Origin of the sequence: Nocardia sp. NPDC060259, from assembly GCF_042728775.1 — a bacterium.
In the GTDB taxonomy this organism is placed as follows: Bacteria; Actinomycetota; Actinomycetes; order Mycobacteriales; family Mycobacteriaceae; genus Nocardia.
Window position 1 is genome coordinate 14,990 of the sequence record NZ_JBHXAY010000031.1, and the last position, 15,816, is coordinate 30,805.

Genomic DNA, 15,816 nt, shown 5'->3' on the forward strand with positions numbered 1-15,816 from the left:
GCACAGTCGCACGGAAGGGGCAGACGTGATCATCGGGCGGTGGCAGCTGGTGGAGACGCTCGGCGCGCCGGACACGTGGTCGATGTTGACCGCGGGCACCACCCCGCGGGACTGGGCGTCGTATCAGCGGGCGATTCCGGCCGCGCTGCAACCGCTGATCGTCGCCGCCCACGACTCCGGCGCACCGGTCGAGCGGGTGCTGCCGAAATCCCGGAATCCGTGGTCGGAGATGCGATTGCGGGCCGAGCCCGTGGTGTGGCCGGGGTCGCGCGCGCACGCGGTGAAGGTGTGGGTGGGTACGCAGGCCCCTGCCGAGGAGCTTCGGGTCGCGCCGTTCCAGATCGACGCGCGCGCCAGGATCTTGTGGTCCCGGCCCGCCGGTCTCGGCCCGCATTTCGGATCCGCTCCGGTCGAATACCGCGGCGCCGAGCCGTTCCAGCGGATCGAGCGCTTCGATCGCGCACTGGATATCGTCGCCGACCTGACGCGTTCCGAGCCGGGCGGCCGGTGGTCCGGGGTGGCGACCGTGCACTCGGCGGCGGGTCCCCGGTCGCTGCTGGTTGCCGCGCGCAACGGAGCGGAGGCGCAGCGGTTTTCCTGGCGTGGCCTGTCGGTGGACGTCACCGACAGCGTTGCCCCGCAACACAAGTCGTTCGAGGCGGCGACCCTCGAGTTGCTCAGGAACACCCAGCCCGGCCTGTATCTGTGCATCCTCGATACCGCGCAGGTCCGCCAGGTTCGATGGGTCACCGAACCTGTGCCCGGGCTGCGCTGGCGCGGGATCGACGAACGGCTGATCCCGCATCCCGAGGACCGGGCCAAGATCGCCGACGCTCGCGCGCGGATCCTGGCCGGTGCCGCCAGTGCCGCGCTGACCGGGGTGCGGCTGGCCGCCGAGCCGGGTGGGTGGGTCGTCGCGGATATCGAGGTATCGCCGTTGCCCGCGGGCGACGGCGCGGGGCCTGTCTTCGTGCTCGCTCAGCTACAGGTCACCGCGCCGCCCGCGTGATCAGGGCAGTTCGAAGGGCAGCGATACCCCGGCGTGCACGCGGCAGCGCTCGCAGGTGTCCTCGCTGTCGACCGCGGCGACCGCGCGGCGCATGAGCTCCTTGAACGGGCCGAGGTTCTTCTTGAACTCGGCGAACACGTCCACCGCGTGCACGCCGTCGCCCTCCTCGAGACCCGCGTCCAGGTCGGTGACGAGAGCGACTGCGGCGTAGCACATCTCGAGTTCGCGGGCGAGCACCGCTTCGGGGTGGCCGGTCATGTTGACCAGGTCCCAGCCCTGTCCGGCGAACCAGCGGCTCTCGGCCCTGGTGGAGAAGCGCGGGCCCTGCACGACGACCATCGTGCCCGAGTCCTCGACGCGCAGCTCGGTGGCGATCGCGGACTTCACCGCGGCGGTGCGCAGGTCGTCGCAGTAGGGGTCGGCGAAGGAGACGTGGATGCCGCCGCCGTCGAAGTAGGTCTGCGGGCGGCCCGAGGTCCGGTCGACGAGCTGGTCGGGCACGGCCACGGTGCCGGGACCCCAGTCGGCGCGCAGGCTGCCGACGGCACACGGCGCGAGCACCCGGCGCACGCCGAGCGAGCGCAGTGCCCACATGTTGGCCTGGTACGGCAGGGTGTGCGGCGCGAACTCGTGCTGCTTGCCGTGGCGCGGCAGGAACGCGACGGCACGACCGTCGACCTCGCCGACCGCGACGGGCGCGCTCGGCGCGCCGTACGGTGTGTCGACCTCGACGTGGGTGGCGTCGTTGTCGAAGAAGTCATAGAAACCGCTGCCGCCGATGACGGCGAGGGCGGGCCGGGGAAGCGAACTCATACCGGTGATTCTCCCGTCTGGGCAGGTCGCGCGCATCACCGGGATCGCGCAGACGGCCCTATCTGACAATTCCGGCCGGAAACTGTACCCTAGGGGGGTATCAGCTCGCGCAGGCGAGCATCCCGGCCGGCGAGGAGACCTTCGGTGACTGCACCCACCCCCGACACCGCTACCGGCGGCGAGCACGCGGGCCACGGCCACGGCTACATCACCGCCAAGGACGACTACCTCAAGCGGCTGCGCCGCATCGAGGGCCAGGCCCGCGGCCTGCAGCGGATGGTCGAGGAGGAGAAGTACTGCATCGACATCCTGACGCAGGTCTCCGCGATGACCAAGGCACTGCAGGCGGTCGCGATGGGCCTGCTCGAGGACCACATCTCGCACTGCGTCGTCGACGCGGCGGTGGCCGGTGGACCCGAGGCCGAAGCCAAGATCAAAGAGGCGACCGACGCGATCGCGCGACTGGTCCGCTCCTGACCAGTCGGCCTGATCCTCAGGCGCCCGCGAGTTCGGCTCGCACCGGCTCCCGCCGCGCGACCCGGCCGCTGGGCACCCGGAAGTTCTCGGTGCACTCACTGTGCGCGACCGGCCGCACCGCACGGGTGATGTCCAGATCGGCGAACAGCAGACCTTCCTCCCCCTCGACCAGCGGCGGCGCCAGCTCGAGGCCGCCGGGGCCGAAGATCCGGGAGACGCCACCGCCGCCACGCAACAGGCGGCGACCCGGCAGGCGGGCGTCGACGACTTCCCAGCCCGCGACCGGCACCACGGCGACCGGCGCGATCACATAGGCCGGGCCGTCCATCGCATAGCGGACGCTGGCCGCGGTGTTGAGTTCCGGCCCCCACTCCTTGCCCTCGCCGTAGTACACGGTGAAGCCCGACCACGCGGCGATGTGGATCTGCTCGCGCTCGTCGTGCATCCGGGAGCGCACCGCGGGACGCATGTGGTCGGCCCCACCGAGGACACCGATCCGGCCGAGTTCGGTGTCACGGACCAGCAGCTTGCTGTCGGCGGCGCCGAAGACGGTGCGCTCCAGCCCGGTCGGCTCCGCCTTGCGGGCGATCGCGATCTCGCCTTTCACGTCGATGAGCGCCTGGGACATGAACACCTCGCGGCCCGCGCGCTCGGCGAAACCGATCGAGACGTGAATGCCCTTGCGACGCGCGGCGTAAGCGAGCGCCCGCAGCTCCGGCCCTTCGGCGGTCAGCGCGTTGGCCAGGTAGCGCGCGATGAACTCCTCGCCCCAGTCGACCGAATTGAGCCACATCCACCACGGGAACCCGGGCAGGAAGGTCTCGGGGAACGCGACCAGCCGCGCACCACCATCGGCGGCCTCGTCGATCAGCTCGATAGCCTGTTCGACTCCGGCGGACAAGTTCAACCACTTCGGCTCGGCTTGCACCGCAGCCACGCGTACCCGACCAAACATCGTGACCCCTGTCGCTCAATCCGTGAAAGGTGTTCGATTCACTCTCTCGCAGATGGGGGCGACATAAACTGTCATAGCGTGCCACTCGACTGACCGTCCGTGCCAAACCGGCGAATCCGCCCGGAAGTCCGGCCTGTTTTCCCGTCTCGAGGCCGGTAGACCCGATTTCTCGAGAGCATCAAGTCGTGTCCCGCACTAAGCATTCCACACGCACGCCGAACCGCGCACCGGTAACAGTGGTCCGAAAAGGGACATCCTCAATTCTGCGCCGTCACAGGCCGGAACAAAGTCGGTAACCGGCGCGGTATTCGCCGGGAGCCATGCCGAATTCCGCATGGAATACGCGATAGAAGTGCCGTTCCGCGGCGAATCCGGCGGCCGCGGCGATCTCCTCGATCGAGCGCATCCGCCCGTCGCACAACAGTTCGCAGGCATATTCGAGTCGCATCCGCAGCAAGCGGCGGGCCGGACTCTCCTCGCCTTCGAACAGGCGGTAAAGGGTGCGGCGGGAAATGGCGAAGCGATGCGCGACCGCGTCGACGGTGAGGTCGGCATCGGCGAACCGGCGCCGCATGAACGCGATGACCCTGGCCCTGGTGAGCTCGGCGGCCGACGGCCCGCGCGGCATCGAACCGGCGGCGAGCGCCAGCGCCGACGCCATCATCCCGACGCCGTGCCTGGCCAGTTCGGCGGCCACCTCGGGGTCGCTGTGGTGCACCCGCGCCAGACCGCGGAAATACGCGCCGACCGCCGATGCCGGATGGTCGGGGCCGAGCGCGATCGCCGAGGGCAGCGTGCCGAGCGGGGCGCCGACGGTGTCGAGAGCGGAGACCGGCACCTGCACGACGACCTTGTCGAACTCCTCGTCGATCTCCCAGCGGTAGGGCCTGGCGCTGTCGTAGAACACCATGCTGCCCGCCTCGACGTGCGCGGTCCTGCCGTCCTGCTGCATGACACCGCGCCCGCCCAGGTAGATGCTGGCCAGGATGTAGCGATCCTCGGCCGCGCCGATCAGCCGCGGCGTCCGCCGGACCGTCTGCGCGCCCGCCTGGACCGAGGTGACCAGCAGCCCGTCGAACTCCGTGGCGGCGATCCGGCCGCCGAAGCGCTCGGTGGCGTGGGGCGTCACCGCGAGCGGGATGTAGGTCTCGCTCATCAGCGATTCCCAGCGCTCGATTACGCGGTGGGCAGGCTGATCGGGTCCGGTCCGAACGCTGACCGTCGTCCGTCGATTCAGCACCACCCCGCGCCCTCCCTTGATCGCCAGCCAGCCCGCGTGCGGACAGCATGCCACACAAATTCGGACATATCGCCCATGCGCAATCGGCTCACGCGGTGTGGCGGCCGTCTGCGCCGCGACCGGAAACGGGTGCGGTGACCAGCCGATACTCCCCGGGCGTCATCCCGGTCTCCACCCGGAAAGCACGGAAGAAATGGCGTTCGGAGGCGAAGCCGGAGGCCTGCGCGATCGACGCCGTCGACCGGCCGGCATCGCGGATCAGCAGGACCTGCGCGCACTCGACGCGCATGCGTCGCAGCACCGTACTCAACCCCTCGCCGGTCTCGTCGAACAGCCGGTACAGGCTGCGCCGCGACACCAGGCACGCGCGGGCGATCTCGTCGACGGTCAGGCCCGCGTCGGTACACCGCGCGCGCATGAACGACAGCACCTGCTCCCGCGATAGCGCCTGCGCCGACGCCCCCGACGGGACCGAGCCACCGGCGAGTGTGATCGCCGACGCCAGCAGCTTCACCCCGTTCGCGGCCAGCACCGCGGCCTGTTCGGGTGCGCTCTGCTGGATACGGGCCAGGTCGCGGAAGAAACCGGCCACGACACCGCCGGGGCTGTCGGCCTGCACGGTCACGGCGGTGGGCAGCGCGCTGCGATCGGCGGGGACGTGTTCGCCGAGCAAGGCCAACGGCACCCTGGCCACGACCTGCGCCCACGAGCCGTCCAGGTCCCAGTGATAGGGCCGGGTGGTGTCGTAGAAGACCATGTCCCCCGGTCGCACCACCGCGATGCGCCCGTCCTGGTGCATCCTGCCGAAACCCGCGGTGAGAATGCTGACGAACAGGAACTCGCCGTCGGTATGGGCGATGCCGCTCTTGGTACGCCGAACGCGCTGGCCACTGGCACCGACAGTCGACAATTCGAAGCCGGGCATGGCGCCGCGCACGATCCACCCGTGGAATGCCTGATCGCGTACGGGGTCGACCGCCAGCGGCACATAGCTTTCCGACAGCGATGCCTCCCACCGCGCGAAGGCCTCGCCCGCCTGCAATTCCGGACCGTCGTTCAGTCGCAGCTCGACGAGAGGCTCCGACGACTCCACGCCACCCACCCCGCTCTCTTGCCCACCGACCAGCAAACCGCGGGCGTCACAATGAATCACCCGTCGCGTGATGTCAGAGCCTGCCAGATTCACGGATGTGTCGCCACCGTACGATTCAGAATGGAATATTTATCGTTCATCAAATATTCAACCGACCCCGGCCTTTGCAGGAGATACGGGCCGGACCATTCGGTCGTGTACGGCCGGTTTGTGATGCTTATCACGCATGCCCGATACGCGTCGTGTCGCGCTCAGAGTGCGACGGACCGCCGCCGGGCAACCATCCGGTATTCCCCCGGCGTCATGCCCGTCGCTTCCCGGAACACGCGATAGAACTGACATGCCTGACTACCTTGTGCAGCTTGCAAAGTCAGCGATCCGGTGACGGAATCCGCCGTCGCCCGGCGACGATCTCCAGAGCCAGCAATCCCACGCCCGCGACCACCGCGATCAGCACGGCCACCCGCACGGTCGGGTAGTCCCAGAACACGAGCACCGTCGCGGCGACGATCAGCACCGCGTACCGCAACCAGCCGATGTTCGCCGAGACGAAGCCGGACACCGGGCCGCGCTCGCCCCGGCGGAGCCGGTCCAGCACCCGGTCGGCGGTCGTGCGCACCCAGGTCGCAGGCGCCGACGGCCCGGCCAGGAAGGCGGCGAGTGCGACGAGAGCGCCGAGCACCGCGAGCACCCGCATGCTCACCCGCAACGGCAGTAGCAATGTGTCGAAGACGGTGCGCGCGACGTCCTCCGAGAGGTCCCGCGCCGAAACATGATCCAGATACACACCGCGCGCGAGCATCAGCGCCACCGCGAGCACGACCATGGCCACCAGCACGCTCGCGCCGACACCGAGAATCGCGCGCCGCCGAAAGCCGGTGCCCGCCACCAGGACCGCACCGATCGCGCAGGCGAGCGCGGCCACCGCGAGCACGATCGCCCCCCGATCGAGCAGGCGCACGGCCTGCTGGGCCTTGGCCAGCGCGTCGGATTCGGCGATCACGAATTCGGACCGCAGATCGACGACCCGGTCCGCCAGGGCGAATCCGCGACTGTCCAGTTCGTCGCCGACCTCGTCCAGCATCTGGTCGAGGGAGATCGTCACGACGCCGCCGGCGCCCACCTGAACGACACCGGTGTCCTTTCCGGTCAACGCCGTGACCAGCGCGCGATGCGCCTGCCGGTTCGCCGCGTTCCACAGGCGCGGAAAGGCGTCACTGCGCACGAGGGCGGTCGCCGCGTCCCTGACCAGCTCCTCGGATCGGGCAGCCAGCATCGAGGGCAGGCTACGCACCAGCGCCGCGGCGAGCGGGCCACGGTCCTCGGCGTCGCCGACGGACTCGAGCAGATCCGACGTCGCGCTCTCGACATCGATCCTGGCCATGACGGTCCTGGTCAACGCGTCGGCGACGGCATTCTGGACCACCGGATCGTCGGCCAGCGGCGCCATCGTCTCGACATAGTGATCGGTATCGAGGACTTCGGCGCGCAGATAACCGGCGACGACGGCGGTCAGCGTGAACAGCCCGGTGACGACCACCAGCAAGACAACGGCTATCCGCCGGAAAGGGCGAACCCGGCCACCAGAATCACCTGTCATCTGCCCGGCTTTCTCGCTGACGTCGAGTCGGGCTATCGTATCCCCGCCAAGGCGGCAGCGGCCGCAACCACGCAGCGACTAATCGCCGCAGCAGCCTCCCGCGGCGGGCAGGGTCCTGGCCTCCCTGGTCTGGGCGTTGCGCGCGGCGAGGTCGGTGTCGGCCGGGTAGTCGACGGCGACCAGGCTCAGGCCGTGGGCGGGCGCGACCGTCACCGAACTCGAGCGCTCCGTCTCGGTGAGCAGGCTCGCGACCCACTCGGGTGTCCGGCGGCCCTCACCGACGGCGAGGATAGCGCCGACCAGACTGCGCACCATCGACCAGCAGAACGCGTCGGCGCTGACAGCGGCGTTGAGCAGTTCGCCGTCGCGTTCCCAGTCGAATCGTTGCAGCTCACGCACGGTCGTCGCGCCTTCGCGGCGACGGCAGAAGGCCGCGAAATCGTGCAGGCCGAGCAGTGTCGCCGAGGCGGCGCGCATCGCGTCGAGGTCGAGCCCCGGCTTGGCGGCGACCACGCTGCGGGCGTGCAGCGGCTCGGCGCCGTAGCGCGCGGTGGTCAGCCGGTAGACGTAGTGGCGGCGGATCGCGGAGAAGCGGGCATCGAAATCCGCGGGCGCGGGGGCCACCTCGGTGATGCGCACGTCCTTGGGCAGGAACCGCGCCATCCGGTACAGCAGCTTGTCGGCGTCGAGTTCGCCGGTGGTGTCGAAGTGCGCGACCTGCCCTTCGGCGTGCACCCCGGCATCGGTGCGCCCGGCGACGGTGAGCTGGATCGGCTCGCGGAACACCTTCGACAGCGATTCCTCCAGCGTGCCCTGCACCGTGCGCAGGCCGGGCTGACGCGCCCAGCCGGTGAAATCGGTGCCGTCGTAGCTGATCCCGAGCCGCACCCGGATCGAGCTCCGCTCGGTGTCGTCCATCGCTTCCTCCGCACCTGATGTCACTGGCAAAAGAACGAGCCCGTCACCCACGAAGGGTGACGGGCTCGGCCGAACTCCTGAGAATCAGGCGTCCTTCTTGTCCTCGGCGGCCTCGTCGGCGGCCGGAGCCTCGGCGACAACCTCTTCGGTGGTCTCCTCGGCGGCGGGCGCCTCGGCCTTCTGCGAAGCGGCGACGCGACGGGCCCGATCGGCCTCGTTGGTCACGGTCTTCTCGCGGACCAGTTCGATGACGGCCATCGGCGCGTTGTCACCCTTGCGCGGCAGCGCCTTGGTGATGCGGGTGTAGCCACCCTCGCGACCCTCGAACGAGGGGCCGATCTCCGCGAACAGCGCGTGCACGATGTCCTTGTTGCGGATGACCTTCATGACCTCGCGACGGTCGGCGAGCGTGCCGCCCTTCGCCTTGGTGATGAGCTTCTCGGCGTAGGGGCGAACCGCCTTGGCCTTCGACTCGGTGGTCGTGATACGACCGTGCTCGAAAAGCGCCGTGGCCAGGTTGGCGAAGATCGCCTTCTGGTGCGACGCCGACCCGCCGAAGCGGGCACCCTTCTTGGGCTTAGGCATTGGATTCTCCTTGGGAAAGATCGTCCGGGGTGCCCCCCGAAGATCTAGAGCTGTTCGGTCTCGGCGTAGTCCTGCTCGCCGCCGTCGGTGTCACTGAAGGTGCCGGAATCGCTCCAGGTGCCGGTGCTCGCGTCGTAACCCACCACGGAGGACGGGTCGAACGAGGCGGGCGAGTCCTTCAGCGAGAGGCCGAGCGCGTGCAGCTTGACCTTGACCTCGTCGATGGACTTCTGGCCGAAGTTGCGGATGTCGAGCAGGTCCGACTCGGTACGGGCGACAAGCTCGCCCACCGTGTGCACACCCTCGCGCTTGAGGCAGTTGTAGGACCGGACGGTGAGGTCCAGGTCCTCGATCGGCAGACCGAAGGAGGCGATGTGATCCGCCTCGGCCGGGCTGGGGCCGATCTCGATGCCCTCGGCTTCGACGTTGAGCTCACGGGCCAGGCCGAAGAGCTCGACCAGGGTCTTACCCGCCGAAGCGAGCGCGTCCCGCGCCGTGATGGAGTTCTTGGTCTCCACGTCGAGGATGAGACGGTCGAAGTCGGTGCGCTGCTCGACACGGGTGGCCTCGACCTTGTAGGTCACCTTGAGCACCGGGGAGTAGATCGAATCCACCGGGATCCGGCCGATTTCCGCACCGGTCGCCTTGTTCTGCACGGCGGGCACGTAACCGCGGCCCCGCTCGACGACGAGCTCGATCTCGAGCTTGCCCTTGTCGTTCAGGGTGGCGATGTGCATGTCCGGGTTGTGCACGACAACACCAGCCGGCGGGACGATGTCACCAGCGGTGACGGTGCCGGGGCCCTGCTTACGCACGTACATGGTGACCGGCTCGTCCTCTTCGGAGGACACGACCAGACCCTTGAGGTTCAGGATGATGTCGGTGACATCTTCCTTCACGCCGGGAACGGTGGTGAACTCGTGCAGGACACCGTCGATGCGGATGCTCGTGACCGCGGCCCCCGGGATGGAGGACAGCAGGGTACGACGCAGCGAGTTGCCGAGGGTGTAACCGAAGCCCGGCTCGAGGGGTTCGATGGTGAACTTCGAGCGGTTCTCCGCCACAACCTCTTCGGTCAGTGTCGGACGCTGGGAAATCAGCATGAGGATCTACTTCCTGTCAGGGCGTCCGCTATTTGACGCCTAATCAGTGATTGCGGGGGCCGCCGTCTAAACGGCCCCCACCCTGCGGGTACACCGTCCACGGTTTAACGGGGACGGCCCACCAGCATTTACGACTTACTTCGAGTAGTACTCGACGATGAGCTGTTCCTGCAGCGGCACATCGATCTGCGCGCGCTCGGGCAGCTGGTGCACCAGGATGCGCAGACGGCCGGGGACGACCTGCAGCCAACCCGGGACCGGACGGTCGCCGACGGTCTCGCGCGCCACCTGGAACGGCAGCGTCGGCAGCGACTTCTCCTTGACATCGATGATGTCGTACTGGGAGACCTGGTAGCTGGGCACGTTCACCTTGACACCGTTGACGGTGAAGTGACCGTGGCTGACCAGCTGACGAGCCTGGCGACGGGTGCGCGCCAGACCGGCGCGGTACACGACGTTGTCCAGACGCGACTCGAGCAGACGGAGCAGGTTGTCGCCGGTCTTGCCCTTGAGGCGGTTGGCCTCTTCGTAGTAGCGACGGAACTGCTTCTCCATGACGCCGTAGGAGAAGCGAGCCTTCTGCTTCTCCTGCAGCTGCATCAGGTACTCGGATTCCTTGATCCGCGCGCGGCCGTGCTGGCCGGGCGGGTAAGGACGACGCTCGAACGCCTGGTCGCCTCCGACGAGGTCGACGCGCAGACGACGCGACTTGCGGGTGATGGGGCCTGTATAACGAGCCATTTTTTAGCTGTTTCCTTTCCCGCTAGACGCGACGGCGCTTGGGCGGCCGGCAGCCGTTGTGCGGCTGAGGAGTGACATCGGAGATCGAGCCGACCTCGAGGCCAGCGGCCTGAAGCGAACGGATCGCGGTCTCGCGGCCCGAACCCGGGCCCTTCACGAACACGTCGACCTTCTTGACGCCGTTCTCCTGCGCCTTGCGGGCAGCGTTCTCGGCGGCGAGCTGCGCGGCGAACGGGGTGCTCTTACGCGAACCCTTGAAGCCGACGTGGCCCGACGACGCCCACGAGATGACATTGCCCTCGGGGTCGGTGATCGAGACGATCGTGTTGTTGAACGTGCTCTTGATGTGCGCGTGGCCGTGCGGGATGTTCTTCTTATCCCGGCGACGCGACTTCTGAGTCTTCTTCGGGCCAGCGGCCCGGCTCTTCGGAGGCATACGCTATCCCTACTTCTTCTTGCCGGCGACGGTCTTCTTCGGACCCTTGCGCGTACGCGCGTTGGTCTTGGTGCGCTGACCACGAACGGGCAGGCCACGACGGTGGCGGATGCCCTGGTAGCAGCCGATCTCGATCTTGCGGCGAATATCGGCCTGAACCTCGCGGCGCAGGTCACCTTCGACCTTGAACTCCGAGGCTTCGATGTAGTCGCGGAGCTTGGTCAGGTCGTCGTCGCTGAGATCCTTCGAGCGCAGGTCCGGGCTGACGCCGGTCTGAGCCAGGATCTCGGTGGCGCGGGTGCGCCCGATTCCGAAAATGTAGGTCAGCGCGATCTCCATGCGCTTTTCGCGCGGGAGATCGACGCCCATCAGACGTGCCATGTGGCAGGTTCCTTAATGGTTGCGGAGGTCTGCTCCCTGTCCGTCCCCCCGTCTTCGCAGTGGGGGCACCGGCCTCCGTACCGGTGGTTGGCGCGCACACGTGCGTGCGTGCTGGAGCTGGGAGTTCTTCTTTTCGGTCAGTCCGATCAGACGATCGGTGCCCGGCGGTGCTGCTGGATCAGCCCTGGCGCTGCTTGTGGCGCAGGTTGTCGCAGATCACCATGACCCGGCCGTGACGGCGGATCACCTTGCACTTCTCGCAGATCTTCTTGACGCTCGGCTGAACCTTCACGTCCGTCCAATCTTTCCTTGGTCCACAAGGGTCTGTGAACACAGTTTTTCCCCAGCCGACGACTGGGGAAGTCTTGTAGCGCGCTCCGGCCTCGGCCGGAACACCATGCGACGCCGCGTGCCGTCAGGCTCGCGGCGTCAGACAGGCATCACTTGTAGCGGTAGACAATCCGGCCGCGTGAGAGGTCGTACGGCGACAGCTCGACGACCACGCGGTCTTCCGGAAGGATGCGAATGTAGTGCTGCCGCATCTTTCCGCTGATGTGCGCGAGAACCTTGTGACCGTTCTCGAGCTCGATCCGGAACATCGCATTGGGCAGCGGCTCGACAACTCGACCCTCGACCTCGATGGCCCCGTCTTTCTTCGCCATATCCTCCGCGATCCCGGTTATGCTTCTAACCTGAGTTTGGATTGCCTCGTAGCTGCTCGCTGGCATGCGAACAGTCGGCGCATAGGTGCACCGCCGCTCAAGCTTACCGGGCCGGGTGTCCAGAGGCAAAAATGCCCCGAACCGTACACCCGGAACCGGCGTACCGCCCGCCCAGACCGCCCGCCATGACTCCCGGGTTGTCGCGTAAACTCACCGGCGTCCAGATGTGGGTCGAGCAGATCGGGGGACCCTGGTGAGCGAGGCGCGCCGGTGAGCCGCAACAACGACAGTCTCCCCATGTTGCCGCCGTGGCTGTCGGAGAGCGACGTCACACAGGTCGGTTACGAGGCACCTGTCGAGAACCTGCCCCAGGACGATCTGATCGACGAGGCACCCAAACGCCGCCGCTTCATGAGCCGCGGCGGCAACGACGATGCCAAGAAGGACAAGCGCGGCCGCCGCCGCAGGGGCGAGGACCAGCAGCTCGAGCAGCCCGCACCGCAGCGGCAGCCCGAACCCACCGCCGAGCGCGGGAACCAGCGCCCACCCGCCGAGCGGCAGCAGTCCGGCTGGGGCACCGATCCGCTGAACCCCGGCGAGCAGCCGAACACCGGGTGGCAGGGTGGCCCGAACACAGGGGCTCCCGAGGCACCGTCCGCGGGCCCCGGGATGACACCGCCCTGGCCGCAGGAGCAGAGGCCGCCGTACAGCGAGGGCCCTCCGGCGGTCCCGCAGCCACCCGCTCCCGGGCCGTCCGCCCATGCGCCGACCCACACGGGCCCGACCGGTGCTTCTTTCACGCACACCGCGCCACCTCAGCACGGCGGTCCGAGCAGCGCGTCGCCGCACATCGGCCACACCGGCTCACCCGAAGCCGCCTACGCCGACCCGACCGCTACTCCGTCTTCGCACGGCGGTCCGATCAGCGCGTCGCCACATGTCGGCCAGACCGAAGGCCCTGCCGCCTACACCGACCCGACCATCGCGCAGGGTGACGACCGCTCGGGCCCGGCCCTGCCGACCCGCACGCCCGCGCCCCCGTCGACCGGATTCACCCCGCTCGGCCCCGGCCAGCGCCAGCTCCCCGACCTCCCGCCTCCCCCACCGCTGCCGGATCCGCCCGCCCGCCCCCGGCCGACAGAAGCCCCGCCGCGCCTGACGGCACCGGCCGAACCGCCGGTCGGCCACGCGGACCCGCTCCTCGGCCCGACCGCCACCATCGACTCGCCCGCACCGTCGACCGGTGCGGGATCGCCGATCGGCGCCCCAGACCCGCTTCTCGGTCCACTACCGACCTCTACTGTCGAGCCGCCCGCGCCATCGACTGTCGGTCCCGCTTCCGCGGGCGCGGATCTGTCGACCGGCGCGAATGCCCCGGCGATCGGCGTCGGCTCGTCGGCCGGTGCGTGGTCGATGCCGGACGAGGCAGCCGCCGAGCTGCGCTCTCCCGACGCCGAAGCCCGCCCGTCCGATGGCCGCGCCACCCGGCGGTTGCCGGACCCGGCCGACAGCGCCACCGCCTCGGCTACCGAGACACAAGCGCCGAGGGAAACCGACCCGTCGGAGCCCCGCGAACAAGCGGGCACCGGCGGCCGCCACAGTCTCGATCAGCCCGAATCCGCAGCACCTGCGGCGACCGGCCCCGCGATCATCGGCGACCATGACCCCCGCCCGGACGCCACGCGGACTCCCCCGCGCCTGCCGGAACCGCCTGCGCGCCTGAGCAACCCGTCCACCTCCGACACCGCCCTGTCGAGCACTGCGACGCACCTCCCGTCGCCCGCCGACGATGCCGCGCTGACGAACGTGCCTGTCCCGCAAGCGCCCTCCGACAGCGCCGTCTCCACGGGCGCCTATGTCCCGTCCGCTGACGACGCCACGCCCACCGCCCAGGCTCCGGCCGAGGCGACCACACGCTTGGCCCTGCCGACGGATCTCATCGCCGGCACCCCTCCGGATACCGCGAACACGTCCGCCGCTTCTTCACAGCCGTCCACCGATTCCGGATCCGCCTACACCGCAGGGGGATCCACCGGCGGGGCCTCGCCCTACCGGTCCGGTGAACCTGTCGCACCGCCGCAGCCCGCACCAGGTCCCGACCACTCGCCGTACGTCCCGCAGACGCCGACGTACGATGTGGCGCAATACAACTCGGTCCCCGGCGATCCCTCCCCCGGCGCCCAGTTCGCCCCGGACGCGCAGACCGAGATGTTCCGGCCGGACGACCCGCGCGTGCAGGCCGCTCGGAACCAGGCCCCCGGTGGCGATTCCGCGCAGCCGACCTGGCAGAGCACACCCGAGCAGCAGCCGTACTCGCAGCAATCCGGTTACCGCTCGGGCGAATTCGCACAGCCGGGCACTCCGGTTCCGCCGTATCAGCAGGCCCCGGCGCAGTTCCAGCCGGGCGACCCCGCGCAGCAGTTCCACCACCAGCCGGACGGCTCAACGACGCCGCCGTACCAGCAGGGCGAGTACCCCCGCCCGGACGGCACACCTCCGCAGCACTATGCGCAGCCCGACGGCTCGCCCGCGCCGCCGCACCAGAGTCCCGACAGCGCAGCCACGCGGCACTACCAGCAGGCCGATGGCGCTGCCGCCCAGTCGCACCAGCGACCGGACGGCGCGGCACCGCAACAATTCCCCCCGCAGTACCAACCGGACGGTTCCCCCGCGCCGCAGTTCCTGCCCGACGGCACACCCGCGCCGCAGTACCAGCGCCCCGACGGCGCCCCGTACCAGCCCGGTGACGTTGCGCCCCAGCAGTTCCAGGGCGGCCCCACCGCGCAGCCGTACCAGCAGCAGGCCCCGGGCCAATACCGACAGCCCGGCCAGTACCAGCAGCCCGGCTGGGGCGCCAACCCGCAGCAGGGCTACCAGCCGCCGTCGCTGGACAACGTGCCCGTCAAGCGCGTCAAGAAGGCGCCCGGCAGTGGCTGGCGTAAAGCGGTGCACCATGTTTCGGGTGGTGCGATCAACCCGGGTATGTCCGCCGAGGAACGTCGCCTGCAGGAGCTGGTGGCGCGTATCCGCCAGCCCGTGCGCGGCGACTACCGGATCGCGGTGCTTTCGCTCAAGGGTGGTGTCGGCAAGACGACGACCACCACCGGCCTCGGTTCGATCTTCGCCTCGATCCGCGGCGACCGGGTGATCGCGGTCGACGCCAACCCCGACTTCGGCACCCTGTCGCAGCGAGTGGCGCTACAGACCCGTTCGACCGTGCGCGACCTGCTGCTCGATCCGTCGATCGAGCGCTACTCCGATGTCCGCAGGCACACCTCGCAGAGTTCGAGCAGGCTGGAAGTGCTTGCCAGCGAACGTGATCCGGCTGCCTCGGAGTCGTTCAACGACGAGGAGTACCGGGCGGTGGCCCGGATCCTGCAGCGGTTCTACAACATCATCCTCACCGACTGTGGCACCGGCCTGATGCACTCGGCGATGAGCGGCGTGCTCGACCTGGCGCACTCACTGGTGCTGATCTCCTCGGCCGCGATCGACGGCGCGCGCAGCGCGGCGGCGACGTTGGACTGGCTCTCGTTGCACGGGCACGACCACCTGGTCCGCAACGCGGTCGTGGTGATCAACCTGCCGCGTGAGGGTTCCCCGAATGTCGGTGTGCAGCAACTGCGTGAGTACTTCCTCTCACGCTGCCGCGCGGTACACATCATCCCGTTCGACGAACACCTGTCCGAGGGCGCCGAGATCGACCTGCACCGCCTGCACAAGACGACCAAGCGGGCGTACGTGGAGCTGGCGGCGACGGTGGCCGACGAGTTCGGCGTCGATCACCACCGCTTCGGCTGAGC

The 15,816-nt window shown here is 69.0% G+C and carries 16 protein-coding genes; 3 read left to right on the forward strand and 13 right to left on the reverse strand.

Features of this window, described 5'->3' with window-relative positions; genetic code table 11:
- Nucleotides 1-25: 25 nt before the first annotated feature.
- Nucleotides 26-1,009, forward strand: coding sequence for a GAF domain-containing protein (locus ACFWF2_RS14710; protein ID WP_379307974.1), 984 nt, complete (start codon nucleotides 26-28; stop codon nucleotides 1,007-1,009).
- On the opposite strand, the gene ACFWF2_RS14715 is transcribed toward ACFWF2_RS14710, so the two are convergent.
- Complete coding sequence (locus ACFWF2_RS14715; RefSeq protein WP_379307975.1) at nucleotides 1,010-1,822, reverse strand: S-methyl-5'-thioadenosine phosphorylase; 813 nt, start codon at nucleotides 1,820-1,822, stop codon at nucleotides 1,010-1,012.
- A 144-nt stretch (nucleotides 1,823-1,966) separates the two neighbouring features.
- Between ACFWF2_RS14715 and ACFWF2_RS14720 the strand changes: the two genes are divergently transcribed.
- Nucleotides 1,967-2,299 (forward strand): metal-sensitive transcriptional regulator, encoded by a 333-nt coding sequence (locus ACFWF2_RS14720; protein ID WP_379081090.1) that lies wholly within the window; start codon nucleotides 1,967-1,969, stop codon nucleotides 2,297-2,299.
- A gap of 16 nt (nucleotides 2,300-2,315) precedes the next feature.
- On the opposite strand, the gene ACFWF2_RS14725 is transcribed toward ACFWF2_RS14720, so the two are convergent.
- From ACFWF2_RS14725 to infA, 12 genes are all read right to left on the reverse strand, one after another.
- On the reverse strand, nucleotides 2,316-3,236 hold the full coding sequence (locus ACFWF2_RS14725) for a nitrilase-related carbon-nitrogen hydrolase (protein WP_379307976.1): 921 nt from the start codon (nucleotides 3,234-3,236) through the stop codon (nucleotides 2,316-2,318).
- A gap of 289 nt (nucleotides 3,237-3,525) precedes the next feature.
- Nucleotides 3,526-4,410, reverse strand: a complete 885-nt coding sequence (locus tag ACFWF2_RS14730) for a helix-turn-helix domain-containing protein (protein WP_379307977.1) — start codon at nucleotides 4,408-4,410, stop codon at nucleotides 3,526-3,528.
- A gap of 172 nt (nucleotides 4,411-4,582) precedes the next feature.
- Nucleotides 4,583-5,587 carry a helix-turn-helix domain-containing protein gene (locus ACFWF2_RS14735; RefSeq protein ID WP_379307978.1) on the reverse strand — a complete coding sequence of 335 codons (1,005 nt, stop codon included), beginning with the start codon at nucleotides 5,585-5,587 and terminating at the stop codon, nucleotides 4,583-4,585.
- 370 nt (nucleotides 5,588-5,957) lie between these two features.
- On the reverse strand, nucleotides 5,958-7,187 hold the full coding sequence (locus ACFWF2_RS14740; protein WP_379307979.1) for a hypothetical protein: 1,230 nt from the start codon (nucleotides 7,185-7,187) through the stop codon (nucleotides 5,958-5,960).
- Nucleotides 7,188-7,265: 78 nt separating this feature from the next.
- A complete protein-coding gene (truA, locus tag ACFWF2_RS14745) occupies nucleotides 7,266-8,105 on the reverse strand; it encodes a tRNA pseudouridine(38-40) synthase TruA (RefSeq protein WP_379307980.1) in 840 nt (279 codons plus the stop codon).
- A gap of 84 nt (nucleotides 8,106-8,189) precedes the next feature.
- Complete coding sequence (gene rplQ / locus ACFWF2_RS14750; protein ID WP_378845528.1) at nucleotides 8,190-8,690, reverse strand: 50S ribosomal protein L17; 501 nt, start codon at nucleotides 8,688-8,690, stop codon at nucleotides 8,190-8,192.
- Nucleotides 8,691-8,734: 44 nt separating this feature from the next.
- A complete protein-coding gene (locus ACFWF2_RS14755) occupies nucleotides 8,735-9,793 on the reverse strand; it encodes a DNA-directed RNA polymerase subunit alpha (RefSeq protein ID WP_022567324.1) in 1,059 nt (352 codons plus the stop codon).
- Nucleotides 9,794-9,928: 135 nt separating this feature from the next.
- Nucleotides 9,929-10,534 (reverse strand): 30S ribosomal protein S4, encoded by a 606-nt coding sequence (rpsD, locus tag ACFWF2_RS14760; RefSeq protein ID WP_378845530.1) that lies wholly within the window; start codon nucleotides 10,532-10,534, stop codon nucleotides 9,929-9,931.
- A 22-nt stretch (nucleotides 10,535-10,556) separates the two neighbouring features.
- Complete coding sequence (rpsK, locus tag ACFWF2_RS14765; RefSeq protein ID WP_019045110.1) at nucleotides 10,557-10,970, reverse strand: 30S ribosomal protein S11; 414 nt, start codon at nucleotides 10,968-10,970, stop codon at nucleotides 10,557-10,559.
- 9 nt (nucleotides 10,971-10,979) lie between these two features.
- On the reverse strand, nucleotides 10,980-11,351 hold the full coding sequence (rpsM, locus tag ACFWF2_RS14770) for a 30S ribosomal protein S13 (protein ID WP_019045109.1): 372 nt from the start codon (nucleotides 11,349-11,351) through the stop codon (nucleotides 10,980-10,982).
- A gap of 178 nt (nucleotides 11,352-11,529) precedes the next feature.
- Nucleotides 11,530-11,643, reverse strand: coding sequence for a 50S ribosomal protein L36 (gene rpmJ / locus ACFWF2_RS14775; RefSeq protein WP_011207363.1), 114 nt, complete (start codon nucleotides 11,641-11,643; stop codon nucleotides 11,530-11,532).
- Between the two features lie 148 nt (nucleotides 11,644-11,791).
- On the reverse strand, nucleotides 11,792-12,013 hold the full coding sequence (infA, locus tag ACFWF2_RS14780) for a translation initiation factor IF-1 (RefSeq protein ID WP_003418601.1): 222 nt from the start codon (nucleotides 12,011-12,013) through the stop codon (nucleotides 11,792-11,794).
- A gap of 270 nt (nucleotides 12,014-12,283) precedes the next feature.
- Between infA and ACFWF2_RS14785 the strand changes: the two genes are divergently transcribed.
- Nucleotides 12,284-15,814: an AAA family ATPase gene (locus ACFWF2_RS14785; protein WP_379307981.1), complete on the forward strand. Its 3,531-nt coding sequence runs from the start codon at nucleotides 12,284-12,286 to the stop codon at nucleotides 15,812-15,814.
- Nucleotides 15,815-15,816 lie beyond the last annotated feature (2 nt).

Excerpts from the sequence above, each read along its gene's own strand:
- ACFWF2_RS14715 (WP_379307975.1), bottom strand. The coding sequence starts at position 1,822 with ATGAGTTCGCTTCCCCGGCCCGCCCTCGCCGTCATCGGCGGCAGCGGT.
- ACFWF2_RS14730 (WP_379307977.1), bottom strand. The coding sequence starts at position 4,410 with ATGAGCGAGACCTACATCCCGCTCGCGGTGACGCCCCACGCCACCGAG.
- ACFWF2_RS14740 (WP_379307979.1), bottom strand. The coding sequence starts at position 7,187 with ATGACAGGTGATTCTGGTGGCCGGGTTCGCCCTTTCCGGCGGATAGCC.
- truA (WP_379307980.1), bottom strand. The coding sequence starts at position 8,105 with ATGGACGACACCGAGCGGAGCTCGATCCGGGTGCGGCTCGGGATCAGC.
- rplQ (WP_378845528.1), bottom strand. The coding sequence starts at position 8,690 with ATGCCTAAGCCCAAGAAGGGTGCCCGCTTCGGCGGGTCGGCGTCGCAC.
- ACFWF2_RS14755 (WP_022567324.1), bottom strand. The coding sequence starts at position 9,793 with ATGCTGATTTCCCAGCGTCCGACACTGACCGAAGAGGTTGTGGCGGAG.
- rpsD (WP_378845530.1), bottom strand. The coding sequence starts at position 10,534 with ATGGCTCGTTATACAGGCCCCATCACCCGCAAGTCGCGTCGTCTGCGC.
- rpsK (WP_019045110.1), bottom strand. The coding sequence starts at position 10,970 with ATGCCTCCGAAGAGCCGGGCCGCTGGCCCGAAGAAGACTCAGAAGTCG.
- rpsM (WP_019045109.1), bottom strand. The coding sequence starts at position 11,351 with ATGGCACGTCTGATGGGCGTCGATCTCCCGCGCGAAAAGCGCATGGAG.
- infA (WP_003418601.1), bottom strand. The coding sequence starts at position 12,013 with ATGGCGAAGAAAGACGGGGCCATCGAGGTCGAGGGTCGAGTTGTCGAG.